The organism is Brucella sp. NBRC 12950 (assembly GCF_030268145.1).
In the GTDB taxonomy this organism is placed as follows: domain Bacteria; phylum Pseudomonadota; class Alphaproteobacteria; order Rhizobiales; family Rhizobiaceae; genus Brucella.
Window position 1 is genome coordinate 187,070 of the sequence record NZ_BSQC01000002.1, and the last position, 26,665, is coordinate 213,734.

Sequence of the window (26,665 nt, forward strand, 5' to 3'; positions counted from 1 at the left end):
GTAACAGGTTAAATCATTATGAAGTGTTATATTGTCAATCTTGATCGCGCCCCAGAACGTATGGCGCGGATGTCGCAAATTTTGCAATCTCAATCAATTGATTTTGAACGACTACCGGCGGTTGATGGTAAATTATTTTCTGACAATGACATTAAAGTATACCGAGCTCAACGCCAACAGGGAAAACCGATGACGGTGGGCGAAATCGCCTGTGCTGAGTCCCACATCGCCATATTTCGGAAAATAGTGGCAGGCGTGGATGACTACGCTGTCGTGATGGAAGATGACCTGCATTTATCTGATGATGCGGGTGCATTTATAAACTCGGTTGATTGGATTCCATCTGGGGCAGAAATAGTTAAGCTGGAAACTGTCAACGAGCCAACAATCATTGCGACAAAGCACGTTGGTCTTATAAATGATCGGAAGCTGGTCCAACTTGCTTTCAAGCATTGGGGATCAGGTGCTTATGTGATTAGCAAAAGCGCTGCTCGCAAGGCGCTCATGAACTATGTGGCCGGTTTAACTCCGATCGATGACTATCTGTTCGATCCAACCGTCAACGATTTCTCACTTTGGCAAATGCAACCCGCTATCGCTGTTCAAGACATAATATTGAACAATGGATCCGCACCACAAAGTGGATACTTGGCCAGTGGTATCGAAGATGGTCGGAAAGTAGCGTCAATTGCAAAAAGCAAGAAGGTAGGCGTGCTTACCAAATTGAAACGAGAGGCATTGCGTTTCGTGAGAAAAACGCGGCGCAGAACAGTTATGTTTTGGGGCATCCGCGTATCGAAAACCATTGAACGAGCGACTATAAACTACAGGCCATAGTAATCGTAACAGCAAGCCCGCCCCGCCATTTTCTATGACGCTATAGTGACCTGCCTTTTCCTAGAGGATAGTCACGCCCCGTCAGCTCCATGCAAGGATCGGCGCTTGGTGCGCCCGCGGTGCGAAACACCCTCGCACTCCGTTGACGCTTTGTCTCAGTAATGTTTCACAGTTAAACTATCTATTTCCAGTCGCGATAAACGTATCTGTATAAACGGTTACTTTATTTGTATTGAAGACAATCCTTGCCTTGTTGGTTCTAATCTCTGATCCTCCCAACCGGATTACCGCATTGCCGTTGAGCTGAGTTGTCGTTTTTGAAACTTGCTCCATTCGGTCTGCATTCATCTCAAATTTAGGCTTCTTCGTTTCTGCATTCGCGCTGGAAACCGAAGATATGGCGAAACCGATCAAAATTAACATTATTCTGGAATGCATGTTTATCTCCTTTTCTCTTCGAAGAAGTAAACCACACACATTATAAAATAAAAGCCCTATAAATTAGTCACAACATGTTAGGTTTACTGCTTGGCCCTGCCGCACGCGACAGGTCTAAGGCGCGAATACTTTACGTTTTTGCTATCTCTTTCGGGGCGGCACATCAGGGTTCCGAAAGACGCTAGCAAATCCAAGGCCCGATGTGTCCAGCATAAGGTCTTTTTGAGTTCGAGGCAAAGCCACAAAGGAATACGAGGCGGCGAAAGCCGTGAAGGATGGATAGAAGTAAGTGAGATAGCAGGATTTGAACCTGCGAGGACATATGATGTAAAACCACGGTCCGGGCGAAATCCTTTCGGAGAAATCGCCCCCTTCGGGGAAACTCAATCATGCTTCACTCACATTACCGAATATGACTTCAGAGTGATACTTTACAAAAACAATACCCGCCACGTTTCGGAGCACCCAGGCGGGCTACAAATCAGAACGGCGGCGCTGAAGCTAAGGTGCAACGTGTGCTTGTTTCAACAGTTGACGGAAGTGTCAGTACACTGGCTAGGAATGTTGATAGCCTGAAACGTCCAGCCTTTTCTGATCTTAGGCCTAATGTTGTCGTGATCGGAAAGCCGAACACAATGCAAGCAAGAGAAATACTACTGCGAATAAACCCCATAGTTGGCCGCCACTGGTCAGATTACTTCCGTCTCCAGTCACGCAGCTTGAAGACGCTTCACCGATGCAGTCTCGCCAACGCCAATACCGCTCGTAGTAAAGGCAAGTGAAGGCAGCGCTGGCCAGAAAAAGGCAAGTTGTTTTCATGTGGACGATATTGCTCAAACAAACTGCTTAGTAAACAAAATAATATGGCCAATTCACCCGTCGCCTTTTGGCCGCCTCACCAGCTGCCACCTTGTGTGGAAAACTTTGCCACACGAGCCGACACGAGGAACCAGCGGCCGCCAACTGTTGGTTTATCAAACACGAGGATAAAAAAAGCCTCGTCTGAGCAAGTGCCGGGCGGGACTGACCTGATGACGTAATGCGTTTCTCTTTGCTTCTCAACTGATGGCTACCAGCATTCAAGAGACACGAATCCGTAGGGGAGATTAAATCCTATCCAAATGAATTTTCAATGAAAAGTGGTGCCGCATCGCAGACTCGAACTGCTGATCCCATCCTTGCGAAGGATGTGTCTAGAAACAACACGATACAACATTGAAAACGTTAAGTTTTTGAGATCTTGTTGTCTCTAAAAGTGTATATAGAGTTATGCTGTTTAACAGAAATGGTGCTGCGATGAAGCGCTTTTGGCGATAGTGCTGCACCCGCTCAGCACTATCCTTTGTTCTAGGGCAAGGCGTCTATCGCCAAATAGCCCACTCCGGCCTCGCCTAACATCGTCTTGGCCGCTTCAAATTCTTCCGTTGGCATAGACGTGGTGCCGTCACCAAAGACAACGCCGATGATGCCTGCCTGAATGAGCGTACGGGCGCAACTAGCACAAGGGGCGTGTGTGATATACACAAGGCAGCCTTTAGTCTGGATGCCTGCACGTGCTGCAAAGGCGATAAGGTTTGCTTCGGCGTGGCTTGCGAAGAGATATTTAGCTGGTCGCTGGAAACGATCTGGCGTGTCATTTACGCCCTTTGGCGGGCCGTTAAAAGCAGTGAGCCGGACTTCACCGTCCGGCCCAATCAAAGCTGCACCCACTTTGGTAGTGTCTTTGGATTTACGTGCAGCAAGGCGCGCATGCTCCATAAAGAACTCATCCCACTTCATCTTCAATTTCCTTCAGACTTTCGCGCGCTAGGGCTTCGCGCCACTCAGGATAGCGTGCGGGCTGCTTAAGAAGAGAAAGCAACAGACCTTCACAGGCTGTTACAATTAGACGTTTAGCTTTTACAGCCTTACGCAGATCACGTGCATATCGCAACACACTGCAACGGCGATTTTCATAGTGCTTTGAGATCGATTAAACCTTTGAAGGTTTTTGAATCGAGAAGGCTTCGCCCTCCTTTGCGCCCAATTTTTCAATTACGATCTGAGATATGAAATATTTGCCGTGACCGATAGCTGTTACCGTTCCCGCAATGTCGCTGCCAAGGCCGTATAAGCCGACCGAGATTGATAAAACTCGTCATAGATGTGCAGCCAGCAGACCGGACCAGTTTGCGGTGAAGTACCTGCGCCAACTGAAGACGAAGCCAATGCCACGCCGCAGATTGTTGGATATGAAAAAAATCCTGATTGTATAATACCTGCTGATGCGATTGAAATAACAGAAGGTCAATGGTCTGAATTTCTTGAAAACTAGGGACTGCGTAAATGGGAAAATGGCAAAGTGGTGGAATACACTCCTCTGCACGTTCAGCCTGTAACCGTATTGCCCGCCGTTACACTTTGTGGGCGACTGACAGAAGCCAAGCCGATCAGGTGAATGAGGCCATGGCAACGCAGCCTGTGCGCACATAGCGCCTATTCACCACGGCAAATACCTTTCGTTCCGATCACGAGCTTTGACGGCTACTTGAGCAGATTGCGACACAGCTCTTCGGAGAGGAAAGAGCGGCCGAGTTGCTGGCTCCATAATCCTCTTTTCAGAACTTAACGCGACGGTGTTGAGCGACTAGGATCAATATCCCAACAGCCACAATTGGCGTCGCCCCGCCGATAATCATCTGTCCGATATCTGACGTAATAAATTCTCGTAATTGGCTCATCAGTCCTCACTTCCTGAAACAAACCCCGGCAAGAACAGCGCGCGACCTTGCCGAGGTTATACGTTTAAGTGGTCTGATATTCACCAACGCATGGACAGATTATCACCGATCGCCGAAAATAAAACCCCGGACGACGGTAGGTCAAATCCGGGGTTACTCACTTAGCATTCGAGCGGCAGCTAATCCGAGGAATGAAAGGAAACAAAAACCCCGGCGCGTTGCCGGTGCTTTTCGGTCTTAGTGATTGCGGCTGGTGAGGATGGTTCCTATGGTACTTAATCTCTTTCCAAGCCAGTGTCGTCGTTACTTAGCCGAGAGCCGCTATTATTGCTGCTAGGATAAACAGACACCAAATGACCCACTCCTATGCCTGAACCCGTCCGCCAGCTGAGTTTTTCACCTGCGTCCAAGGGATTGCGACCTCCGGCTCTTCGAGCATCCCGCTCTTCTTGGCGAAACCTCGAATGGCGCTTTCTGCTGCTTCAACTGGTCTAATACAGTCGTGAGCATCACAGCACGCTTTACAAGCTGCCTCACAAATCAAACCTGGGTCGTGCAAGGACCGCTCATCGAGAAAATCCAAGGCATCTCCGATGCTGACAATTTCGCCGGTTAAGTTAGGTCTATCCTTCACGAAAACAGGACTGTCAAACAAACGGTCGCTCATCGAAACCACCATTTGATCGAACGCGTTTTGTCGGAATGATCGCGTCGATTTAGTCATAAATTACGCCCTTTCAAGAGGGCGATTTATCAAAATATGAGGGAAGATTTCAATTTGCACGTTGGCGATACCCGCCTCATTTTTCGATAGAGTTGGCCGTGGCTAACCGCGCTCAATTAGCCACACGACCGTGAGTAAGAGTACTAATGTGATCAGACCCACCGCGGGGACCCAGCCAAGCCACTCCATTTTTCGTCCCATCAATAGGATCAGGGCAATCGACCTGAACCGCCTTCGTCGTGTCGCTCGCTATATTTTCGGCTGAGGCCATCGAGAGCTTCATTGGCATCTGATTCCGTCAATCCAACTTGCAGATGTCCTTTGATTGCTACAGGTTCACCTTTGAAGACGTCAATCACCGTCCATGTTCCATCCGTTTCGCGACGAATGTCGTAGCCGTTGTTAATCATGGAAATTTCCTCCATGCGGGGATAACGAACCAAGTCCGGCTTGGTTCAACGCCGGCCAACCTATTGATCACCCTTAAGGCGGTTTTTTTATGCCGAAAGGAAAGCCCCGGCCTGTGGTATGAAGGATAGCACGGGCCGGGGGTACGCAGATCGCTAGTGGCGTCTCAAAGATGACCTGCGCTAGTCGAATTTTAACTGGCTCCAGAAATAAGAAAACCCTGGCAGCGGGGACTAAACCGGGGTTCTGCGCCTTGGGGTTGGTTGCGGGCCCGCAGCACAAATAAAATATCTCACACTCTCAGGAAGTCACACTGTCACGGCCCATCACATGCTGGCGCTCTGGCGTATCCAAATTTGGAAAGACAATGAATATGCACCTTGGCGATACCTGCAATCCTTGATGCAATCCTATCCTCTGCCGTCCGCACCGGATCGGGAATTGTGAAAGATATCGTTTCCGCCCAGCTTGGCCCGACTATCGGCGGGCTGGCGGGAGCGGTCGTTGACACCATCGCAGATACCCTTGGTGTTGATCCTGTCGTCATCCCGACTTTGCCAGCTGATCAGATCCACACCGCGGTCGTGGCAGCAGAAGACAATCCCGAAATTCTGCGTCTTTATGTTGAGCAGCAGCGGCTTACCAACGATCTTTTCAAAGCTGAAATGGATAAGTCTGAGGCTCTCTGGACGTGGGCTTGGCGTCCGGCTTGGATGTGGTTCCTGATGCTGGCTTGGTTTTATGCCTTGATGGCTGCTCCGATTGTCAGCGGCATGACTGGCGTCACCTTCGCAATCCCTGATCTCAGTGTACTTGTCAGCCTGACGATCACATTTCTTGCGCTCTACATGGGCGGTCATACAGTGAAAGACGTTTGGGGGAAGAAGTGAGCAATCAAATGCCAGATGAAGCCGATCTTCGCTCGCGCCTGAATGCTCTTGAGCATCTGGTCACATCAATATTATCCCGAATTACGTCATTAGAGGCATGGCAGCGTCAGTCTGAAATCGCAGACGCCAGAACCGATGAGAAATGGAAAAACGTGGACCGTAGATTTGATGACCTTGCAAACCAGATAAAGAATGTCAGCGGCGTGCTTACGCGCATCATGTGGATTGTCGTAGGCGGCATCCTTGCCGCCGCTGTCACTTTCATCGTCAGCGGCGGTTTGAAGTCGCTTTGACGTCCAAGAACAATCAACAAGATGTTTTCTCGTACGCTGCTTCTTTAACAACCTTAAACGGATTTTCCGGCCAACTGAATGCGTCTCTTTGTGATTGTTTCGATGAAGAACTCAACATCTGTCTTCTCATAACCAAGAAGGGCTCCATCAATCCGATGTAGATCATTTTCATCAAACAGTTTACGGAAGTATGGATCATCACCCTTTTCAAGCATCAATACGCATAATTTTGCGCGCCACTCCTCTCCCGGCAGACAGTAAATCCTCCACTCTACAAATCCATCAAATTTCTGCACAGTGAACTGTTTAATACGGCCAGACTTTACGTAGGGAGCAAAATCTGCGTCCCCGAGCTGCTCCGCGGTAATCCCGTTATCAGCTGCAAACTTTGCCAGAGGTTTTTTTCCCTCAAGCATAAGTTTCAGCTCAATGCCTTGATGTGGTCCGATTTTACCGTTGGCTTCCATTACTTCCACTCTATTCATGACACCCTGAACAAGCGGTATTGCTTGACCCGCCTCCGCCAGCCCCTGAGCCGGCAGGTGCCCCGTGACCATTTGGAACAATAACCCCCTGACTAGGGTTCAACCTGCCTCCCTCTGGGAAAAGTTTTCCAAAACAGTCTGGGCAAAGTATATTCCCGTTCCCGTCACCATGAGAGCCTCCGTTGGGAGCCGTACAATTTGTGCATGAGGGTTGTGGCGCTCTGGTTCCCTGTGCGTTGGCATTATAGGCGACCAATAAGCTTAGCACAGCGCTTAAAAATGCGGTTTTCATAGAATTTCCCCGTCGAAACATGAGACAAAAAATCTAGTATTCGATTAGGTGTCGAGCAAACCTAATAAATGGGGAAAACTTATTGGGGTACGGCTTTGCGTTATCTTGGTACGGAATGAGCCGTTCAGAGGTGTGAAATTCGGCGAGTTCTGACAGAAAACTGGTTCATTCACTACGTCGCGGTACTATGGCAAGTTGGTCAGTTACAATTTTGTCCAAAAATAAGTTATTGAAAGAAATGTGAAATCTAAAACCGTGGACGTTAAAATCGTCAAAAATTCAAATAGACTGTCGTGGAAGCCAAACACCAGTAATACGATTGCTGTGCCTGAAATCAGAGATACGATATATCTTAATATTGCCTCATTATTTGCATAATCCTCCCAATAGCTGTGCAGTATGAAATCCAAATATTGTCTCATTTGTGAATGCTCCAGCCTTTGGTGCGACCTGAAAACTATTAAATTCAATACATATGAAAAATCAGCCAAAGTTCTCGTCGCAGCCGTTGCCCCAATTTTTCAAAACTTTGGAAAATTAGGTAGGTATCGCCGCTTCATTTTCCAACCCGACGCCGTGTCGCTTTTCAAACCGACGAACATCATCCCTTTCAAACACGTCAGCCTGACGCTCTTCAAATCTGTAAGCTGTGCATTGAAGCGGTCTATGGCGTTCCCCGCCTGATTAAGTCAGCGCGTGCGGTAATTGCTCAATGGGCGCGGTTAAAGCTTGCAGAAGAGGCTGGACGGCTTCATGTTGCCATGTCCGATGCTTCGATTGATACGGAGCAGGTCATCAAGGAATTTACCCGAAACTCGGATGAAATCGCCGCGCAGATGCGCGCAGGCCCACGTGGGAAAACCCTTGTCACTATTGGCGAGGCAGCAGAAGCAGCGCTGGTTGAGGCCGAAGAGGCTATGCAGCGCGGCACTGGTATTACCGGCACGACATGGGGTCTGACTGATATCAACCATTTGACGGGCGGCATGCACCCCGGCGAATTGATCATTGTTGGCGCTCGGCCTTCCATGGGTAAAACCGTTGTAGGCGTTGCGGTCGGCGTGAACGCTGCAAAATCTGGCGCTGGTGTTGGTGTTATCTCGCTGGAAATGTCGTCAACGCGCCTTGGTGTCCGTGCAGCTACTGACTTGGCTTATGACTGGAACGTCAAGGTTCCATACAATGACCTCATCGCCGGTCGCGCAACCAAAGAGCAGCTTGACGCAATCCGATCCGCGAACCGAGAGGTTTCAAGACTTCCCCTGTTTATCGAAGTCCGGTTGCTGCTGGCGAACAATGGCAAGTACGAAGCTGGCGATACAGTTGCAATCAGCGCGGTGTCAGCGGTCGTGAAGAAATATACCGCGATGAATGCCCGCAAGATGCTTGAGGTTCTGGCAAAGGCAAATCTCGCACCGATCAGCACACCGCACATTCGGGCGGTTGAGCACCTAATGACAGACCCAGATTACGCCGACACGTTCGAGCCAGAAGATTTAACCGCGGCGATTGTTGGGCTCGGTGCGAAAGCCGATGCGGACGCCAAGCTTCTCGCGATTTCCCACAAGGTGCCTCACTGGAAAGCTCTGGCGGTTACTTGGTTCAAAGGCACAAAGAAGCGGAGGAAGGCTGCATGAGGTTTCTTGCCCGCATGCGTGGCCTGTGGTGGCTGTTTCGAGTGAAGCGCCATATTGCCAGATCCAAGAAAGCACCGGGCCGCGCACATCGTGTTTGGCTCCAGAAACGGACTGTCCTATGAGCGGTCAGTCTATGCAACGGTCAGTATTTGCCGGCTCTGAAACCATTGCAGAGCGCAAGGCGCGGCTTGCTCATGATCGGGCCAATCCTTGGACGCCTGTTTCTCAGGCCGTGATCGACGGTACAGTCTGCGAACTGCTTTTCAATGACATGGCGGGAAATTTCGACGGCGGAGACCGCCGATTTGTCTTCGTGAAGGAAAACCGTTGGGGCTTTCAAAGGTGGGTGTGCATCAATGATCGGTACACCCCTTCGTGTCGCCCTTGTGGTTTCAGGCCGACAGATCACGTTTTAAGCAAGCCGGAATTGATAAAATATGCGCGCAGGGCAGGTGTTTAATATGGCAACAGTGAGCAAGAAGCTGGAAGCAAGCCGGAAACTGCCGTCAGCTGGTTGCGAGGGCGCAAGGGTGGCAACGATTGATATTCGTGTGACTGGTAAGCGCAAGGATAAGCGCACGATCAGGGCGCGCCCAGGTACATTCGAGTGGGTCTTTGGACGAAGGACCGCTGATATTGCGCTGTATCATGCAGGATCACATTTCGCTCGTCTATGGGAGGTGGCAGGTACGGCAGATGCACGTTCGCCCAACTATGAAGGTGCCAGTGGCGGCGGATCGATAAAGGGCATTTCTGATAGACGCTGTGAGGCATTGTCAGAATTAAACGCAGCGGTTCGGAAGCTGGGCGAGCCGCTGACGCAGCGCCTTACGCATTACTGTGTTTACGGGAAATCAGCTGCAGAAATCGCCAGCATGCTCGGGGTGGGGGATCGAGAATTGGCCTTGGTATTGAAACAAGATTTACGGGACTGCGCTGTGTATTTTCGTTTCCTTTCCGTTCCCGGTGGGGATAAACGTTCTCAGGCTTCATAACGGGTACGAAACGAGTTGACATTCGTAACGAAGCATGTAAGGTTTATTACATGATGGGAATTGTATCTAAGGCGGCTTAGGTCGCTTTCTGCTTATTGATAAACTATCGCTAAAAGTGCAAAAAACGATGCTGCTGCACTTATTACAGCGGCGAATGCGTTTCGCTTCGCACTTGCAGAAAAATAGGCGTCGAATTTTTTGAAACTTGGATTTAGCATTCCACCAAGGCTCAATCCTCCGTTCGGTCCATCTCTTACTATCAAAGCGTTCTCATACCCATGTGGGTCTTTAACAATTGGCGGTTTAACGGTCGCAGCCCAGAGCCAAGCTCCACTTGATACGCCCCAAAGTACTGCTGATATTATTGCAAACCAGTTCATATAATCTCCGTTATATAAGAAAATGTTCTCTCCCATGAAGATCATAGGCGTAGGTGGAAAGAAACTTAAAGTATTGAATCTTTATTTGAACCAATTCGTCAGCCAGTCAGTGCCGTAGCGACCAACGAACCAACCTAGTGCAGCGGGAGTAATAAACCTAAATGTGCCAGTAAATGCGCCTGAAAATGCCATTCCTAGGAGCTTCCGAATAGCTACTTTCCGTGGCGAATATTGGTGTTTTCCATCCACGTTCTTTTCATTTGCAAAACGCAACCATTTGATACGAAATTTCTGGCTGAAGGTTGGATAAAGATCGATACTTGTTTCGTAGGCATAGGCAATTAGATCTTTTACGTCTTGGCGAACACCTTGCCGTAGTTCCCATTGATCGAAAAAGCCAATTCTCAGAAATAGTGTATCTTCGTTAGCCGATGCAATTTCTGAACTAATTGGGAATAACATAACGATCATTTGGCCATTCGGTCCGCGACTGTAAACGAGTGAAGGGCCTTGTTCGCGGGCATGGTTACCTTTCACGTCGACGCGGCCAAGTAAGCGGTCAGAAAATTTTACTGCTAACCAACCGGGAATTTTGGGGTTTGTAACAATATCATATCGCACAACCTTGTTGAATTCTTCAAATCCTTCTGTCTCATGTAGTGCGCGCTTAATTACATGAGAGGCTGTTTCTAAAAATGCATCCGACTCTTTATTTCTGATACGTATATTTTCGAAAGATTTAGAGAAAATGCTACTTTTGTTTTCATTTTCCATGCTGGTCTCTATAGTGTATTTTTCAAATTTTTAGTTATTTTAAAACGATAACCTAATTAAAATACGCAATAATTTTATCAATTATTTGAATGGAAGGTTTTAATGCGGCTAGAACGATAAGCAGTCCCGTTGGAACTATAATTAACGACGCATACCTGTCAAAAATATCGTGTGTAGACTTAACATCTTCGCGTGCTTTTTCGGTTTCAGCCTGTGGAAAGTTTTCGAACTCATCAGGATGATCAAGGCGATATTTTTCATAATCGACCTCTTCATGGTTGATGTTGTAACGCTGTAAGATACCGTCAAATCTGGTAGAATATTCTTGTGTGTTTTTAAGTGAGAAATTCTGTGTTGATCGGAACTCACGACGCAAAGAATTTATTTCGAGTGCGCACCGTTGAAATTGATCGGCTTTCACGGGATCTGCGTCTGCTGTCTGTAACAAAGACGATGCAAGAATAAAGATCGATAAGGCAATCGTCACCAGAGAAATTGCTTTCTCTATTGGCTCGAAGACGTCGAAGAATGCTGGTATAAGGGTTAAGCAAACGACGCTGGCTGATGCATATGCTGTGTTTCTCGTCCGTTTGCGTGCACGTTCTTCTAGGCGCATCGAAGCATTAAAACGTGAACCTTTGGTACGTTTCATTTCTTTGAGTAGTGATGAGCTCGCATTCTTCGCTTCATTATTGCCAATAATCGCCACATCTGGCCCACCAGTCGCCTGATCCATCAGAAATCCCCCATTTAGAGATTTTTACAAGCTCTGAGTCGTGTAAATTTTCAAGAGAAGATGTTCTGGCTGAACGATAATTAAAAGGCACAGCGACATAATTTTTGATGTTTTGGATTCATACTTTAGTCGCAGTGGGCTAATAAGTAAGAATATTCATTTCGACCGCGCAAACCGGCGAAAGGAAACAATATGGCCGATATAGAGCAGAAGGGCTTTTTCAATCAGGAAATGGCAGACGCGATTTGTGAGCGTATTGCTGATGGCGATAGCTTACGGACCATCTGCGCAGAAGAAAGCTTCCCTGCTCGGTCTACTGTTTTCAAGTGGCTTTCACAGCACACAGCCTTTGCGGACCAATACGCACGCGCACGCGAGGCTCAGGCTGACGCTATATTCGATGACATTCTCGAAATTGCCGACGATGGCAGCAACGATTGGATGGAGCGTCATAACAGTGATGGCGAGGCGATAGGCTGGCGCGAGAACGGCGAGGCTCTACGCCGCTCACAAGCTTCGCGTCGATGCACGTAAGTGGATGGCTGGCAAACTTCGCCCGAAGAAATACAGCGATAAGCTTGACCTGAACGTATCTGGCTCTCTCCAGACCACGCCAGAGGAGCAGTTGAATGCTCGAATTACTGAATTACTCGGAACAGCAGGAGTTGCAATCGCTGCTGGCGGAACTGGAGCGCCGGAAGAAGACGAATAAGCTCAAGAGCTACGCGCCCTATGCCAAGCAGAAAGAGTTCCACACGGCAGGCGCAACGAAGTCAGAGCGCCTGTTTATGGCAGGCAACCAGTTGGGCAAGACGATTGCTGGCGGTGCGGAGTGGGCTATTCATCTAACTGGTCGTTATCCTGATTGGTGGAATGGCGCAACATTCGACAAAGCACCAGTCATGTGGGCTGGATCTGTTACAGGTGAAAGCACTCGCGATAACCCACAGCGCATTCTCGTCGGACCGCCAGCGATAGAAGATCAGTGGGGAACTGACTTCATCCCGGCTGATTGTATTGTATCGCGAACGAGAGCTATGGGCGTTCCCAATCTGCTCGACAGCGTGGTGGTTCGGTGGGGCGGCGGTGGCGATGTGCAGGCCGATGAGGCGCTATTGTCGTTCAAGGCTTATGAAAAGGGCCGTGAGAAATGGCAGGGTCCGACTGTCGATGCCGTCTGGTACGACGAAGAACCGCCAGGTTGTCAAAGAACGTGACGATACAATTTCAGCGTCGCGTTACGCGATGATGATGTTGCGATTTGCGACCGTTTATAAGCCTGCCACCAATTGGAAATTCACCCCTCGCAAGGTGGTATAATCTATGCCGAATATGACAGATGAAGAGCTAGCCGGTATCGTCGGCGGGCTGCTGGATGACTGCGACAATTATTACGACAGCCAGTTGAAGCCCGAACTCCAGCGTGCGCAGGAATACTATGACGGGGTGATGAGAGACACGCCGTCTGATGACGGTCGATCGGTCGCAATCTCCAAAGATGTGCGATCAACAATCAAGAAAATGCTGCCTTCGGTTTATCGCGTTTTCTTCGGTTCCGATAAGATCGTGGAGTATGCACCAGTAGCTGAAGGTGACGAAGGCAGTGCAGATCAGGCTACTGACTATGTAAACTACATTGTTTTGCCAGAAAGCGGCGGTCAGCGAGCGATTTATGACGCTATACATGATGCGCTGCTAAAGCGAAACGGTGTTCTCAAGTGGTTCGTGGAAACACACCGTGAGACCCAAACTAGCACGATGGACGGACTCGACGTTCAGGGCGCGCAGATCCTTGTCTCTGATCCTTCCATTGAAATACTTGGTGCCGCTCAGGACGAGCTAGGGTTTTACACGATCCAGATCAAAAGGCAGTACGACCAGAAGAATGTGAAGCTTGAATGCGTGCCGCGCAGTGAGTTTCGTATTCATCCTGATGCTAAGAATATCGATGATAGTCCGATTGTTGCTCAAGTCACGACAAAGCGCCGTGGTGAGCTGATCGCAGCTGGATATGACAAGGCCACCATTGAAGCGCTATCGGCTGCTGATGGGGCTGATTTGCTTAATCTTGATGATGGTGCCGAAAGTAAGCGCGCCATCGGAACGACTGCGCAGGGTCATCACACGTCAATTGATGAAATCGAAGTCGCTGAATGCTTTGTCCGCGTCGATTTCGACGGTGATGGCATTGCAGAGCTTCGCCGGGTTATCATGGCCGGCGGTCGTGGTGTCGATCATATCATTTCCAACGAACCATGGGATGATATGGTGCCATTCGGTGATTTGGTCGCGGAAAGCGAGCCGCACCAGTGGGAGGGCCGGTCGATCCCAGACGATATCGAGGAAGTGCAGCGTATTAAAACCGTGTTGCTGCGGAACACCCTCGACAACATCTATTGGCAAAACAACCTTCAGCCGATTGTGCAGGGTGACACCGTTGAAAAATCCAGAAAGTATTACCAACCCAAGGTTTGGCGAGCCGATCCGCGTAAAGAGCGGCAAAAGCGTGATGGATGCTGTTGGTTATACCTCAGTGCCTTTCGTCGCGGCTCAGTCATTTCAGATGCTCGGATATATGGATGGGGTTCTTGGCGCAGCATGATGGGGTTGACGATTAACACAGGCGGCGCGGTTCTAGCAATGAGGGTAGCTTAATGGACGTTCTTGAAGACTTTAAAAATAGAACCGTCAAAAGTGTTCGAAACCTTCGGTGGGAAAACGCCGATAAAACTTGTTTTACGGCTGACGTGGTGTTCGTTGAGTTGGAAACGATCCTAGGAGAAATCCCTTTTTCAACTACCGATAACGCGGATACACGACACGGTGTTGAGGTTTGGGAAAAAGGCATTTCGGGAGAATATGGGTCGATTGCCGAATACACCAAACCGGAAACACCGAACGGTCCGATCCCAGACGACATAAGTCGTCGCCAGTTCTTCCAGCAACTGTTCGTTCTGGAAATTATCACTAAGGCAGAAGCGCTTACTGCTATTCCGGGCCTAAATATCCCGTCTCCGTTGCAAGCTATTATCGATCAGCTGCCAACCCAAAGCGACAGGGACAGCGCCGAAATGCTTGTCTTAGGTGCGCAGAACTTCAATCGCCTGCATCCGTTAAGCGAGACGGTTCGGCTCTCGTTAGGCTGGTCTGTCGAACAAAAAGACGACTTCTGGCGAGAGGCAGTAAAGCTCTAAGCCTTCTCACCGTCTGATCGACCGCACCGCCCTTGAGGCGGTTTTTTTTATAGCAAAGAGAGAACACTATGCATGTATCTGATTGCAGTATCTGGGAAGACGGAAAGTGTGATTGTGGTGATCTAGACTTCGCAAGCTATCCGGCTCATCGCTTTGTCACCGCGTGTATACCCTCGGCGGGGTGCTTCGGACTTTTCGTCAATCATATGGGCCGAGAATGCTTCATCGAGCCTGAGCAGCTTCCAACCGACACGCTCATTGCTATTGCTGCCGCCTCGGACTTGCCAAACGCGGGCTATTGCATTGCCCTCTCTAGTGTATCCGACAGCGTGAACCTCAACAATTCGCGTGAAGTCGTCATATCGAACTTCAAGGCATTTTTGCGCTCGGATTGTATCGCACCAAACTGACATATCACTTCCCCCATTCTTAATCCCACCCCAATCAATCCGAGTCTTCAACATCTGTCCAGTCGCCCCAAGGGCGGCTTTTCATTTGCCGAAAGGAAACACAATGGCACGACGCATCAACGCGGCGGGGCTTTCGCTCATCAAGCAGTGGGAAGGCCGCAAGACAACGGCTTATAAGGATGTCGCAGGCATTTGGACGATTGGATACGGCCATACGTCAGCGGCTGGCGCTCCGACTGTCACTCCCGGTATGACGACCTCCAAGGTGGAAGCATCGCGCATACTCCTCAGGGATCTGGCAAAATTTGAAGCGCGGGTCGAGAAGCTAGTCAAGGTCCCGCTGACAGACAACCAGTTCGCAGTTCTTTCGTCTTTTGACTTCAACACAGGCGAATTGCATTCATCGACGTTGCTCAAGAAATTGAACAAGGGTGATTATAATGCGGTGCCTGGTGAGCTTGCCCGATGGGTGAAGGCCACGGATCCCAAAACTGGAAAGAAAGTCACCGTGCAAGGCCTTGTGAACCGACGCGCTGCCGAGGCTGGCCTATGGGCTAAGGGTGCGTTCGTATCTTCAAACACTGTAACGGCCACCACAAAGGCGAACAAAACAGATGTGGCAACAATCGGCGGCGCGGGTGCTATCGGTATAGATGAGGAAGTTATCAACATGGATGCTGTTGCTTTGTGCAAGCAGCTTGGCGGGTTGCGCGAGCAATGCGACGAACTGCGCGGGCTGGAAGCCGATCAGCGTTAAGCCAGACACAGCGGTCTATCTGGCGAGCAATGATACCAAGGCGGGGCAGGGCATTGTCTCACATAATCAATTCGGCAAGTCGAGGAAGTGCTGGTAAATGGGTGAGGACATTAAATGGCTGATTGGTCTTACTGCAGGATTGGGCGGCACCTTCACCGTGGCGCTTATTGCCACGTTTCGCTCATTGTCAGCATCGATCAAACTTGGTGATGACCAATTGCATGACCGCGTGAACCGTGTCCGGGATGAATACGTCAGGCGTGTTGATCTTGACGATCATGTGAAGCAGTTGCGGGACAGCGTGCGGGAACTTCGCGACGAGACACGAGAGGCCTCACGAGGGACGAATACCCGGCTCGATCAGGTGCTTGCCGTGCTGGCGCAGGATAAGAAGTGAAGGATTTTGAGGGAGGCCACGTAATGGCCCCCAAAATGTCGGTGAGGATTAAAACTCGCCCGGCTTCATATCTCGAAGGAGTTCATTGTGAATTGAGATGATTTGTTTCGCGACGTCGTACAACTCATCTTCGCTCATGGTGTCGAGGGTAGCTTGGAGTGTGCCTTGCCCCTCAAATTGTTCGGGAGTGGAGTTAACGCGAGCCAAAAGCTCGCGGTATTGCTCACCAAGCGCTTCGTTAGTGAACTTCGCTGGGTCTACCGTTATCATTGACACAAAGGCGTTAAGTACCCGTTTGTTCAGGTTTTCTGGCGAAGCGAAACAGTAAACAGCATTATTGAATTTTTCACGATAATAGCTATCAATAGACATTTTTGGGTAACCTGTTTGGTCAGAGTCATTTGTACTTAACAGAACGTGTCAGGCGCTGGGTGAGTCGTCAATATGATGCTTTAGTAGGAATGTATTTTATGCGTGACTGATTTGCCTTCGCCGGTTTCGAACGGACTCCTGCCTAAAACATCAAATAAACCGGATATTTAGACCAAGATTTAATATGATTTTCTCTCAGTGAATAAGCATCGCCTTTTAGCCATTCGCTAACGTACAGATTTCAGTCTGGCAGCTTTCACTATTCCTCCTGCGAAAATAGTGACGATGTGATGAATAGGATCATCTCTTAACTACTATGCAGAAAGGTTTTCTTGCTCTTTTAGCTTATCAATAACTGCCGATTTCAACTGGAATTGATCCTCGTTTAATTTTGGGCATTTATCGCTGATCTGTTTGATAAAGTCTTGTCCGTCTATAGCTTTCGTTTCAAGCAGGATATTTGCAATTAGTTTTACTATTTCCCATCTCTGAGGTTCCGACAAAAGACTTGCTGCCATCGTGCCGTAGAATTTCGCAAAGCCTCGCTCACCGATGTTTGCAAGTAAGTCTTCCGAACTTTTGATATCTGATTGTAGCCCGCGGATGATTTCATTATCGTTCTTGTCAAAAATGTCAGATTCTTGCCGATGTGAATAGTCAGCCCCTAAACCTGCCATTTTCACGAAAACTACTTTTCTTATTGTGTCTTTATCGTTTAGCGGCGGTGCTCCCCAGCTTACTAAGCCGTTAAAACCATCCTGTGGAACAATTGTGATTGAGTACACGGGAAAGCCAAAGCTCATAGCCATCACAGCATGTCCAGCCTCATGATACGCGACTACTTCACGAGAATCACGATTAACGTGTTGGTTCATGGTAAGCCCTTAAAAATTAGGTTTTAAGCGTAATGTGTCATCGTATTGCGCACTGGATTTTTTATGCTGCGCTGGAGCTACGCCAGCGTCTAACTTCGAAGAAACCTTGTGTAAACTCGGAGGTGTATTGCTTCGGGAGTTCTTCTGGTCGGTGACCTTTGGAATACACACCCATTCGTGTTCCATTAAAATGCAGAGAACCTGTTATTGTGATCCCGCCGTCTGTGGTAAACTCAATAACCTCACCTGTCGGGGGGTCATCTGTTCGCCCATTCGTCATGTACACTGGCCTCCCTTCAACTGTCCAACGAAGGCTGGCAGGAGATTGACGACTCGTCAACTGACAGATGTATTTCACCAAAGAAAACAGGTGTCACGAGCAGCTCAAACTACAGTGACACTATGGTGACACCGATAATTCTGATTGATGACTGATGGCGCTAAGTGCTTGATTTTATGGTGCCGCTTAGCAGACTCGAACTGCTGACCCCATCATTACGAATGATGTGCTCTACCAACTGAGCTAAAGCGGCCTGGAACATAAGTTCCTATTCCCAAGGAATATCGATCAATTTTGACCGAACGCTGCGCTGATACCCAAAAGCATCGGGGAAAGCAAGGTCCAAAACAAATATTCTGCATCTTTGTTATGGACATTCTCAACCGTCCCGTTGTTCCTCCTGAAACAGCGTGTCTTAATCGCGGAGACGTCTGCGCGCATCAAGATATTCGGTTTGAAGCCGATCAACGAGTTGGTTCACAGGTGTAACTTCTTTTACGGCTCCAATCCCCTGTCCGCAGCCCCAAATGTCCTTCCATGCCTTGGCGCCGTCCTGATGCGCTTTATCAAAATCCATTTTTGATGGATCGGCTTGTGGGAGATTGTCCGGATCGAGACCGGAATTAGCAATCGAAGGCTTGAGGTAGTTGCCTGCAATGCCCGTGAAATAATTGGAATAGACGATATCGGACGAGGTGGAATCCACAATCATCTGTTTGTAGCCCTCAGATGCGCGGGCTTCTGAAGTCGCGATAAACGGAGAGCCGATATAGGCGAGGTCCGCTCCCATGGCCTGTGCCGCAAGAATCGCTCCACCATTGGCAATTGCTCCGGAAAGCAGAAGTGGGCCATCGAACCATTCGCGTATTTCCTGAATAAGCGCGAAAGGAGAAAGTGATCCCGCGTGACCACCGGCGCCCGCCGCGACAGCAATCAGACCGTCGGCGCCTTTTCGGATCGCAGAGTTGGCGTGACGATTATTGATTACGTCGTGAAGCACGATGCCGCCATAGGAGTGGATGGCGGCGTTCACTTCTGGCACTGCACCGAGTGAAGATATGACGATTGGAACTTTGTATTTTACGCAAAGCCCCATATCGTGTTCAAGCCGTTTGTTCGAGCGATGAACGATCTGGTTGACCGCGAAAGGTGCGGCGGGACGATCCGGATTCTTAGCATTATGGGTAGACAGCTCTTCAGTGATCTCAGCGAGCCAATCATCGAGCTGCGCTTCTGGACGTGCGTTCAATGCCGGAAACGAGCCAACAATACCTGCTTTACATTGGGCAAGCACTAGAGCCGGATTTGAAATGATAAACAGAGGCGCTCCGACGACGGGAACGCGTAGATTGTTCTTCAAAATATCCGGCAGTGCCATATCGTCCTCCAAAATTGACGTTTCCGTAAACGTAATAGCTTTAGCATGGCTGTGTCGGACGGCAACATCAAAATTCAGAAAAGAATCGGATTGGAAATGCAGCCGGTGGAGAAGCCGGTACCTCAAAGGATTGGGGAAAATTACCCTAAAGGTTAAGATTTGGTAGCTGTTGGAGTTCTACCGCTAGCCAAAATGCGGTTGAAACAGCTAAATGCCTTGATTCAGACGTTAAATTCGCTGAGGCTCATGTAGGCATCTGTGCTCACGGAGCAAGGCAGTATACAGAAACCAAGGAAGAGCGGCCCTTTGGAAAGTATCGAACGCGCAATAAGAAATGCATTTGCAAAGGCAGATGCACATAATCCATCGACCCGCCAGCGTATCTACGAGGCTGCGTGGGGGGCGCATGAACGCGCGCTGACGGCAAATACTGCGCTTAGTGAAGAACAGAAAAAGCAGCGTCGCCAGAAAATCAAAGACGCGATTTCCGATATTGAAGCTGAATTTAAAACGCAGTCCTCGTCTCGGCCGGAACCCGGTCTAGACGCGCCGTCCTCGTCTGATCCGCTTCTGGGCGACGACGTCTATCAAGCAGGGCCTGCGCTCGATTCCGCTGATATCCGAACTTCTTCCAAAAAGGGCAAGCGAGCTTCAGCTGATCTCGGCTATGAAGCGGGCGTTTCGCGCAAGGATCGAAAGAAGAAGAAGCGTTCGCTGCTTGTGAGCGTTGGTATCCCGGTTATGGTTCTCGTCATTCTGGGGCTGATCGGCTTTTCGCTCTACAACAGCTTTGCAGATTTCACTCGGGGCAACGGCTCGAGCCCGCTTTTGACGGACAACACCATGGCGCCGATCAAGGAAGGCGAAGACCCGGAAGGGCGCACCTGGATCAACATTTTCTCGCCTACGGATGCGACGCGCATGTCTGTTCAGGGCCGCGCAACAGCTGAGATCAAACGCGAGGGCACCAACAGTTTTGCGCGAGTTCAGACTTCGGGGGTTAACGACAGTGTGACCTTTGATGTCGGTGAGGGCGTCCTTAATCAGCTTGCTGGCAAGAAGGCGACTTTTGATATTGTTGCGCGCAGCGATGACGGCAAGACAACGCAGATGACGGTCAATTGCAATTTTGCGGGTCTCGGAGATTGTGGCCGCAGGCGCTATGATGTCCGCGACTCTGTCAGTGATTTCCTGTTCGATCAGGAGTTTCAGGCAGGTCAATCGGCAGGAGGTGGAGGCAAGATCTCGATCAACTCCGATCTGAGCGGTTCGGGCAAGGCCGTGGATATTTATGCAATCCGCGTCACGACTGCGGTAGCTGAATAATCAACTCAGCAGCTTTTCCAGCGTTTCAAGCCGGTCCGCTTCGCGGGGCGGTTTGTCCCAGCGCAGTCTCGAAAAGCGGGGAAAGCGCATTGCGACACCGGATTTGTGTCGGGTCGAGCGGTTGAGCCCTTCAAATGCAACTTCAACGACTAATCCATGATCCGGCTCCGCTCGAACGGAACGAACCGGGCCAAAACGCTCAATCGTGTTTTCGCGTACGAATTTGTCGAGAAGCTTCAATTCCTCGTCAGTGAAGCCGAAATAGGCTTTTCCGACGGGAACGAGAATGGGGTCTTCTTCCGGGCCGGTCCAGACCGCGAAAGTAAAGTCCGAATAGTAGCTTGATCGTTTGCCGTGACCACGCTGCGCATAGACTACCACTGCATCCACTGTAAACGGATCGCGCTTCCATTTGAACCATGGCCCCTTCGGTCGCCCCGGAACATAGGCGCTATCATGCCGTTTGAGCATAAGGCCTTCTATTACCGGATAGGGTGGGTTAATGCGCAACTTTGCAAGTTCATCGAAGTCCGAAAACTGAAGGACGGGCGACAGATCAAACCGGCGTTTGTCGAGCTTTTCGACAAATTGAGCGAGCCGCGCGCGTCGGTCTGAGAAAGGCAGCGCGCGCAGATCTTCGCCCGAGTGCTGCGTGCCATCCTGCAATAGATCATAGGCCCGGATGAAGGCAGGATACTCACGCAACTGTTTGGCAGTTACTGTTTTGCGATTAAGTCTTTGCTGTAAATCCGAGAAACTTGCGATTTCAATGCCCGTTTCGCCGTGATGTCCCACCAGCAACTCGCCATCGATCGAGCCTTCGAAGTCCATCGCCTCCAGCACATCGGGGAAGGCGAACGAGATATCGTCGCCCGTGCGCGAATAAAGCCTTCGCACACCATTTTCTGCGACGGCTTGAACACGAATACCGTCCCATTTCCATTCTGCACTGTAGGCAGTTGGATCAAGTGCGGGAATCTCGGCCTCATCTAGTGCCGTAGCAAGCATGACGGGTCGAAATGGCGCGTCCGCGGTCGCTGCAGGCTTTGGGCCGTGGCGCTCAAGCCATGCAAAAAGCGCGGTGAAAGGGGGCGTCTGTCCGTGCCAGAGTTCTTCGATTTCAACCACGTCCACGTTGCCAAAATCTGCCAGTGCCTGTTTGGCCAGACGAGCAGAAACGCCGATACGCAAGCCGCCCGTGACAAGTTTCAAAAGCGCATAGCGCTCTGATATCCCAAGCAGATCGAGCCAAGCGGACACGAGCAGGGGCCCTTCGCGGCGCGATGCGCCTTGCAATTCATGCACGACGACGCTGAGCGGCAGGTTGGTACCGGCGGGAGTTTCGCTCGGACCTGGCCATATCAGCGAAATCGTTTCGGCGAGATCGCCGACATAGTCATAGGAATATGCAAAAAGTGTTGGGTCGCTGCGCTCCGCAATCAGGGCCCGCAGCATGGCAGGTTTGACGCTCTGCAATTCCAGGTCGCGGGTGATGGCGGCGAGGGCGAGGCCGCGGTCAGGATCAGGTGTGGTGCGGAAGTAATCGACCAGCAGCCGCAATTTACCATTGCGCTGTGGCGTGAGAACAAGGCGGTCGAGGAGTTCAGCGAATGCCCGCATCAATCGCCCTCATCTTCGTAGCCAACAAGATGAAGCGGGCGGGCAGGAATGTTTTGCAACTCGCACCACCGCACCAGCGCTTCTTCACGGCCATGAGTTACCCAGACTTCCGCAGGTTTTATTTCGCCTATGGTTGTTGTCAGCTCGTCCCAGTCACAGTGATCGGAAATGATCAGTGGTAGCTCGACACCGCGTTGTTTTGCGCGCTGGCGGATACGCATCCAACCGGACGCAAAGGCGGGCAATGGATCGGGAAAACGTCGTGCCCAGCGGTCGGAAAAAGCAGAGGGGGGACCAACCACGATCTTTCCTGCAAAATCGGGCGAGGCTTCGCCACGCTCAAGCGTTGCAGGTTCAAGCTTACCAAGCTCGATACCTTGGGTCTGATAGTAATCGCAGAGTTTTTGCAGGCCACCATGAATGTAAATCGGCGCATCATAGCCCGCATCGCGAATGAGCTTGATCACCCGCTGGGCTTTGCCAAGTGAGTAAGCTCCGACCAGATGCGCACGTTCAGGAAATTGGGCAAGCGATTTCAGCAGTGTTTCGATTTCATGGGCCGCTTCGGGATGGCGAAATACCGGAAGCGCAAAGGTCGCTTCAGTGATGAAGACATCGCAAGCAACAAGCTCAAAGGGTGTGCAGGTTGGATCGATAGCGCGTTTATAATCTCCGGACGCGACAATCCGCGTGGCGTCTTTTTCGACAGCGATTTGCGCTGAACCAAGTACATGTCCTGCCGGGTGAAAGCTGACTTTGACACCGTTTACGTTCACGGATGCACCTAAATCAGCAGTTTGTGTACTAGCCGCAAAATCTGCACCATAGCGGATAGCCATGATGTCGAGCGTCTGTTGTGTCGCAAGAACATGACCATGTCCCGCACGTGCATGATCGGAATGTCCGTGCGTGATTAGGGCGCGATCAACAGGCCGCACCGGATCAATGTAAAAATCGCCGGGCGGACAGTAAAGGCCCTTGGGTGTGGAACGCAGCAACTCGTCAAAACGCATGGCTTATTAGATAGGTCAGCAGCTTCCCGCTGGAAAGAGCGCGCAAGGTGAACTCCTGACAAAATGAGAACAAAAGTGAACAAACATCTTGGCGATGAGAGTTGCCCGCACTAGATTGAGTGCGTGACTCTGAACCTGACACCCACTCTCGAGACTGACGCCTTTCATTTGCCAGACCGTTTTGTAAAATGGTTTGAAGGTAAGGGATGGTCGCCACGCGCCCATCAGCTGGAGTTGCTATCGCGCGCCGAACAGGGACAGTCCACGCTGCTGATTGCGCCCACTGGTGCTGGTAAAACGCTGGCAGGCTTTCTGCCTGCGTTGGTCGATCTGGAGCGAAGAGGAAATAAATCACTTCCAGGAAAAGTGAGCACCGATCTTTCATCCGCGATTGCGTCTAAAAAACAAGGTGTGCACACGCTCTATATTTCGCCGCTGAAGGCACTTGCGGTTGATATTCATCGCAATTTGACTATTCCGGTCGAGGAAATGAGGCTCGACATTACGATTGAGACCCGGACTGGCGACACACCTGCACATAAGCGCCAGCGCCAGAAGCTAATCCCGCCTGACATTCTTCTGACAACGCCTGAACAGCTCGCGCTGCTCATTGCCTCCAAAGGGGCCGAGCAGTTTTTCAAAGGTCTGCGTTATGTGGTGCTTGATGAGCTGCACTCGCTGGTCATTTCCAAACGTGGCCATTTGCTTGCGCTCGGGCTTGCACGTTTGCGCCGTCTGCAACCGCAACTGCAAACAATTGGACTTTCTGCAACTGTTGCACAGCCAGATGAGTTGCGTCGCTGGCTCGTCGAACAGGACGGTACCGATCCACAGTCTGGTCTTGTCACAGTTGATGGCGGTGCCAAGCCTGAAATTACGATTTTAGAATCTGAGCAGCGGGTTCCCTGGGCAGGGCATTCTTCGCGCTACGCTATCCCGGACATTTATGCGGCTATCCGTGCCCACCGCACGACGCTGCTGTTCGTCAATACCCGAAGCCAAGCCGAAATGCTCTTTCAAGAACTTTGGCGTGTCAACGAAGATACATTGCCAATTGCGCTGCATCACGGCTCGCTTGACGCCAGTCAGCGCCGCAAGGTGGAACATGCAATGGCTGCCAATACGTTGCGGGCGGTCGTCGCAACCTCGACACTTGATCTTGGGATCGACTGGGGGGACGTGGATCTTGTCATTCATGTTGGAGCGCCAAAGGGAGCAAGCCGTCTTGCTCAACGCATTGGTCGTGCCAACCATCGTATGGATGAGCCAAGCCGCGCTATTCTTGTGCCTGCCAATCGTTTTGAAGTGATGGAGTGCCGCGCTGCGCTCGACGCCAATTATCTAGGTGCGCAGGATACGCCAACGCTGATTGATGGAGCGCTGGATGTTCTCGCGCAGCATGTGCTGGGAATGGCCTGTGCTGAGCCTTTTAGCGCTGATGCGCTCTACAGGGAAGTGCAGAGTGCGGCGCCTTATGCAAACCTTACACGCAATACGTTTGATAAAATCCTCGATTTCGTTGCGACTGGTGGCTATGCGCTCAAAACCTATGAACGCTTTGCCAAGATCCGCAAGACTGTCGATGGTACGTGGCGGGTTTCAAATCCCCGTATCGCTCAGCAGTATCGCCTGAACATTGGCACGATCGTCGAAGCGCCTGAATTGAATGTCCGGCTCACCCGTAGCGGCAAAGGAGCCAATGCGAGAGGTGGTCGCGTTCTCGGACGCATCGAGGAATACTTCCTTGAAACGCTGACGCTTGGAGACACATTTTTGTTTGCAGGTAAGGTGTTGCGGTTTGAAGGCATTCGCGAGAACGAATGTATGGCTTCCAATGCTGCGGGACAGGATGCAAAAATCCCCATCTATGCCGGTGGGAAATTCCCGCTTTCCACTTATCTGGCGTCGCAGGTGCGCGCGATGTTGGCGGATCGTACACGCTGGCAGTTTCTGCCAGAACAGGTGCGTGAATGGCTGGACGTGCAAGCGGTCAAGTCCGTTTTACCCCGAACAGACGAGTTGTTGATTGAAACGTTCCCTAAAGGCGGTCGATTTTATATGGTCGCCTATCCTTTTGAGGGCAGACTTGCCCATCAGACACTCGGTATGTTGCTAACCCGTCGTCTCGAACGCATGGGCGCGCATCCGCTTGGTTTTGTTGCCACCGACTACTCGTTGGGGCTTTGGGGTCTCAAAGACATGGGAGCGATGATAAGCTCCGGCAGATTAAGTCTGACGCGGCTTTTTGATGAAGATATGCTTGGCGATGATCTCGAGGCATGGCTTGATGAAAGCTATCTTTTGAAGCGTACCTTCCGCAATTGTGCCGTGATCTCGGGGCTAATTGAACGTCGACATCCGGGGCAGGAGAAAACCGGTCGCCAGGTTACGGTTTCGACTGATCTCATTTATGACGTCCTGAGGACCCATGAGCCGGACCACATTTTGCTACAGGCGACACGCGCTGATGCTGCGACCGGACTTTTGGACATCAAGCGTCTTGGGGACATGCTGGCGCGTGTAAAAGGGCATTTGCTGCATAAGCCGTTGGCGCGTATTTCTCCCCTGGCATTGCCTGTCATGCTTGAAATTGGTCGCGAACGTGTGGCAGGTGAGGGTGACGATATGCTGCTTGAAGAAGCAGCCGACGATCTGATCAGAGAAGCGATAGGATGAGCACAGCAGTTTGGGGAAATGGCGAGGCTTACAGCTTGGCGCATGCCGAATTGCGTGGTGTTGCGACAGTTTATGATCCTTCCGGTGCGCTTTTTCTACCGGATTTACATATGCTGGTCGTTTCTGATCTACACCTTGAGAAAGGTTCGTCATTCGCTCGGCGTGGTCAGTTGATACCGCCTTATGATACCGCCGCCACGCTTGACATGCTGGCCGCGGTCATTGCGCGCTATCAACCGCGAACCGTTGTTAGTCTGGGTGACAGCTTCCACGATGCAAAGGCAAGCGATCGGCTGCCCTCGCTTTATAAGATCCGTCTCACATCACTAATGGAGCAGCGGGACTGGTTTTGGATTACCGGCAATCACGATCCTGATCGGCCAGGTGATTTGCCCGGTGAGTGTATTGCCCAACTGGCAATCGGTCCGTTAACATTTCGGCACATACCATCAAGAGACCAGTCACAGGGTGAGGTGGCAGGCCATCTTCATCCCGCCGCCCGGATTGTCCGCAAAGGGCGTTCAGTGCGCCGACCCTGTTTTGCGAGCGATGGTGATAGATTAATTATGCCGGCATTTGGCGCGTATACAGGTGCGCTCAATGTGCTGGATAGGGCGTTTCGCGGTCTATTCGTTGATGCGCGCATGCGCGCTTATATGCTGGGCCAGGGCAAAGTTTACCCGATTGCGCATGGCACGCTGGTTGCTGGGTAGGTCTTTGAGCATCCTCGCACAAAGATAGATTGTGGCATTTGAATA

29 protein-coding genes, 1 tRNA gene and 2 pseudogenes are annotated in these 26,665 nt (G+C 50.5%); 18 read left to right on the plus strand and 14 right to left on the minus strand.

Going from position 1 to position 26,665, the window contains the following annotated elements:
• Positions 1–18: 18 nt before the first annotated feature.
• Entirely contained in the window at positions 19–837 is an 819-nt protein-coding gene (locus QSJ70_RS03825; RefSeq protein ID WP_215777170.1) for a glycosyltransferase family 25 protein, read from the plus strand.
• A gap of 177 nt (positions 838–1,014) precedes the next feature.
• On the opposite strand, the gene QSJ70_RS03830 is transcribed toward QSJ70_RS03825, so the two are convergent.
• The 4 genes from QSJ70_RS03830 to QSJ70_RS03845 all read right to left on the minus strand — a co-directional run bounded on the left by QSJ70_RS03830 (position 1,015) and on the right by QSJ70_RS03845 (position 5,129).
• Positions 1,015–1,275, minus strand: a complete 261-nt coding sequence (locus QSJ70_RS03830) for a hypothetical protein (RefSeq protein WP_285534873.1) — start codon at positions 1,273–1,275, stop codon at positions 1,015–1,017.
• Positions 1,276–2,622: 1,347 nt separating this feature from the next.
• Positions 2,623–3,054: a deoxycytidylate deaminase gene (locus QSJ70_RS03835; RefSeq protein ID WP_285534874.1), complete on the minus strand. Its 432-nt coding sequence runs from the start codon at positions 3,052–3,054 to the stop codon at positions 2,623–2,625.
• Positions 3,055–4,359: 1,305 nt separating this feature from the next.
• On the minus strand, positions 4,360–4,719 hold the full coding sequence (locus tag QSJ70_RS03840; protein WP_285534876.1) for a DUF982 domain-containing protein: 360 nt from the start codon (positions 4,717–4,719) through the stop codon (positions 4,360–4,362).
• Positions 4,720–4,928: 209 nt separating this feature from the next.
• The gene (locus tag QSJ70_RS03845; protein WP_285534877.1) at positions 4,929–5,129 is read right to left on the minus strand and encodes a hypothetical protein; all 201 of its coding nucleotides are present in this window, start codon (positions 5,127–5,129) and stop codon (positions 4,929–4,931) included.
• 378 nt (positions 5,130–5,507) lie between these two features.
• Between QSJ70_RS03845 and QSJ70_RS03850 the strand changes: the two genes are divergently transcribed.
• Both QSJ70_RS03850 and QSJ70_RS03855 read left to right on the plus strand, forming a co-directional pair.
• Positions 5,508–6,017: a hypothetical protein gene (locus QSJ70_RS03850; protein ID WP_285534878.1), complete on the plus strand. Its 510-nt coding sequence runs from the start codon at positions 5,508–5,510 to the stop codon at positions 6,015–6,017.
• Positions 6,014–6,310 (plus strand): hypothetical protein, encoded by a 297-nt coding sequence (locus tag QSJ70_RS03855; protein ID WP_285534879.1) that lies wholly within the window; start codon positions 6,014–6,016, stop codon positions 6,308–6,310. Before QSJ70_RS03850 ends, QSJ70_RS03855 begins: the two co-directional genes overlap by 4 nt.
• A gap of 53 nt (positions 6,311–6,363) precedes the next feature.
• Here QSJ70_RS03855 and QSJ70_RS03860 read toward each other — a convergent pair whose 3' ends face one another.
• Positions 6,364–6,867, minus strand: a complete 504-nt coding sequence (locus QSJ70_RS03860; RefSeq protein WP_285534880.1) for a hypothetical protein — start codon at positions 6,865–6,867, stop codon at positions 6,364–6,366.
• A 981-nt stretch (positions 6,868–7,848) separates the two neighbouring features.
• Here QSJ70_RS03860 and QSJ70_RS03865 point away from each other — a divergent pair.
• The 3 genes from QSJ70_RS03865 (at position 7,849) to QSJ70_RS03875 (ending at position 9,719) form a co-directional block, all read left to right on the plus strand.
• Positions 7,849–8,724, plus strand: coding sequence for a DnaB-like helicase C-terminal domain-containing protein (locus QSJ70_RS03865; RefSeq protein ID WP_285534881.1), 876 nt, complete (start codon positions 7,849–7,851; stop codon positions 8,722–8,724).
• Between the two features lie 118 nt (positions 8,725–8,842).
• Positions 8,843–9,184, plus strand: coding sequence for a hypothetical protein (locus QSJ70_RS03870; protein ID WP_285534882.1), 342 nt, complete (start codon positions 8,843–8,845; stop codon positions 9,182–9,184).
• A gap of 1 nt (position 9,185) precedes the next feature.
• Positions 9,186–9,719 carry a hypothetical protein gene (locus QSJ70_RS03875; protein WP_285534883.1) on the plus strand — a complete coding sequence of 178 codons (534 nt, stop codon included), beginning with the start codon at positions 9,186–9,188 and terminating at the stop codon, positions 9,717–9,719.
• Positions 9,720–9,811: 92 nt separating this feature from the next.
• Here the strand turns inward: QSJ70_RS03875 and QSJ70_RS03880 are convergent, their stop codons facing one another.
• The 3 genes from QSJ70_RS03880 to QSJ70_RS03890 form a co-directional block, all read right to left on the minus strand.
• Positions 9,812–10,099, minus strand: a complete 288-nt coding sequence (locus tag QSJ70_RS03880; RefSeq protein ID WP_285534884.1) for a hypothetical protein — start codon at positions 10,097–10,099, stop codon at positions 9,812–9,814.
• 81 nt (positions 10,100–10,180) lie between these two features.
• Entirely contained in the window at positions 10,181–10,873 is a 693-nt protein-coding gene (locus QSJ70_RS03885; protein WP_285534885.1) for a hypothetical protein, read from the minus strand.
• A 52-nt stretch (positions 10,874–10,925) separates the two neighbouring features.
• Complete coding sequence (locus tag QSJ70_RS03890; protein WP_285534886.1) at positions 10,926–11,609, minus strand: SLATT domain-containing protein; 684 nt, start codon at positions 11,607–11,609, stop codon at positions 10,926–10,928.
• Between the two features lie 192 nt (positions 11,610–11,801).
• Here QSJ70_RS03890 and QSJ70_RS03895 point away from each other — a divergent pair, with 192 nt between their 5' ends.
• The 9 genes and pseudogenes from QSJ70_RS03895 to QSJ70_RS03925 all read left to right on the plus strand — a co-directional run bounded on the left by QSJ70_RS03895 (position 11,802) and on the right by QSJ70_RS03925 (position 16,367).
• Positions 11,802–12,143, plus strand: a complete 342-nt coding sequence (locus QSJ70_RS03895; RefSeq protein WP_285534887.1) for a terminase small subunit-like protein — start codon at positions 11,802–11,804, stop codon at positions 12,141–12,143.
• A gap of 4 nt (positions 12,144–12,147) precedes the next feature.
• Positions 12,148–12,321 carry a hypothetical protein gene (locus tag QSJ70_RS27655; protein ID WP_352230985.1) on the plus strand — a complete coding sequence of 58 codons (174 nt, stop codon included), beginning with the start codon at positions 12,148–12,150 and terminating at the stop codon, positions 12,319–12,321.
• A pseudogene (locus tag QSJ70_RS03900) lies at positions 12,239–12,808 on the plus strand (terminase large subunit domain-containing protein); the annotation flags it as partial. The gene QSJ70_RS27655 and the pseudogene QSJ70_RS03900, both read left to right, overlap by 83 nt.
• 133 nt (positions 12,809–12,941) lie before the next feature.
• A pseudogene (locus tag QSJ70_RS03905) lies at positions 12,942–14,033 on the plus strand (portal protein); the annotation flags it as partial.
• Positions 14,034–14,037: 4 nt separating this feature from the next.
• Positions 14,038–14,211, plus strand: a complete 174-nt coding sequence (locus QSJ70_RS27740; protein WP_502871661.1) for a portal protein — start codon at positions 14,038–14,040, stop codon at positions 14,209–14,211.
• Positions 14,212–14,263: 52 nt separating this feature from the next.
• Positions 14,264–14,803: a hypothetical protein gene (locus QSJ70_RS03910; protein ID WP_285534891.1), complete on the plus strand. Its 540-nt coding sequence runs from the start codon at positions 14,264–14,266 to the stop codon at positions 14,801–14,803.
• Positions 14,804–14,871: 68 nt separating this feature from the next.
• Complete coding sequence (locus QSJ70_RS03915; protein WP_285534892.1) at positions 14,872–15,213, plus strand: hypothetical protein; 342 nt, start codon at positions 14,872–14,874, stop codon at positions 15,211–15,213.
• Between the two features lie 103 nt (positions 15,214–15,316).
• Positions 15,317–15,970 carry a lysozyme gene (locus tag QSJ70_RS03920; protein ID WP_285534893.1) on the plus strand — a complete coding sequence of 218 codons (654 nt, stop codon included), beginning with the start codon at positions 15,317–15,319 and terminating at the stop codon, positions 15,968–15,970.
• A 97-nt stretch (positions 15,971–16,067) separates the two neighbouring features.
• The gene (locus QSJ70_RS03925; RefSeq protein ID WP_285534894.1) at positions 16,068–16,367 is read left to right on the plus strand and encodes a hypothetical protein; all 300 of its coding nucleotides are present in this window, start codon (positions 16,068–16,070) and stop codon (positions 16,365–16,367) included.
• A gap of 48 nt (positions 16,368–16,415) precedes the next feature.
• Here the strand turns inward: QSJ70_RS03925 and QSJ70_RS03930 are convergent, their stop codons facing one another.
• The 4 genes from QSJ70_RS03930 to QSJ70_RS03945 form a co-directional block, all read right to left on the minus strand.
• Positions 16,416–16,739: a hypothetical protein gene (locus QSJ70_RS03930; RefSeq protein WP_285534895.1), complete on the minus strand. Its 324-nt coding sequence runs from the start codon at positions 16,737–16,739 to the stop codon at positions 16,416–16,418.
• A gap of 314 nt (positions 16,740–17,053) precedes the next feature.
• On the minus strand, positions 17,054–17,614 hold the full coding sequence (locus QSJ70_RS03935; protein ID WP_285534896.1) for a M41 family metallopeptidase: 561 nt from the start codon (positions 17,612–17,614) through the stop codon (positions 17,054–17,056).
• Positions 17,615–18,071: 457 nt separating this feature from the next.
• Positions 18,072–18,147 (minus strand) — tRNA-Thr (locus tag QSJ70_RS03940).
• Positions 18,148–18,309: 162 nt separating this feature from the next.
• Complete coding sequence (locus tag QSJ70_RS03945; RefSeq protein WP_215777011.1) at positions 18,310–19,272, minus strand: NAD(P)H-dependent flavin oxidoreductase; 963 nt, start codon at positions 19,270–19,272, stop codon at positions 18,310–18,312.
• A gap of 306 nt (positions 19,273–19,578) precedes the next feature.
• Here QSJ70_RS03945 and QSJ70_RS03950 point away from each other — a divergent pair, with 306 nt between their 5' ends.
• On the plus strand, positions 19,579–20,598 hold the full coding sequence (locus tag QSJ70_RS03950) for a hypothetical protein (RefSeq protein ID WP_285534898.1): 1,020 nt from the start codon (positions 19,579–19,581) through the stop codon (positions 20,596–20,598).
• Here QSJ70_RS03950 and QSJ70_RS03955 read toward each other — a convergent pair whose 3' ends face one another.
• The gene (locus QSJ70_RS03955; protein ID WP_285534899.1) at positions 20,599–22,218 is read right to left on the minus strand and encodes a cisplatin damage response ATP-dependent DNA ligase; all 1,620 of its coding nucleotides are present in this window, start codon (positions 22,216–22,218) and stop codon (positions 20,599–20,601) included. It abuts the gene before it with no gap.
• Positions 22,218–23,231, minus strand: a complete 1,014-nt coding sequence (locus QSJ70_RS03960; RefSeq protein ID WP_285534900.1) for a ligase-associated DNA damage response exonuclease — start codon at positions 23,229–23,231, stop codon at positions 22,218–22,220. The genes QSJ70_RS03955 and QSJ70_RS03960 overlap by 1 nt, the downstream gene beginning before the upstream one ends.
• A 123-nt stretch (positions 23,232–23,354) precedes the next feature.
• Between QSJ70_RS03960 and QSJ70_RS03965 the strand changes: the two genes are divergently transcribed.
• Complete coding sequence (locus tag QSJ70_RS03965; RefSeq protein WP_285534901.1) at positions 23,355–25,907, plus strand: ligase-associated DNA damage response DEXH box helicase; 2,553 nt, start codon at positions 23,355–23,357, stop codon at positions 25,905–25,907.
• The gene (gene pdeM / locus QSJ70_RS03970) at positions 25,904–26,620 is read left to right on the plus strand and encodes a ligase-associated DNA damage response endonuclease PdeM (RefSeq protein WP_285534902.1); all 717 of its coding nucleotides are present in this window, start codon (positions 25,904–25,906) and stop codon (positions 26,618–26,620) included. The genes QSJ70_RS03965 and pdeM overlap by 4 nt, the downstream gene beginning before the upstream one ends.
• The last annotated feature ends 45 nt before the right edge of the window (positions 26,621–26,665 follow it).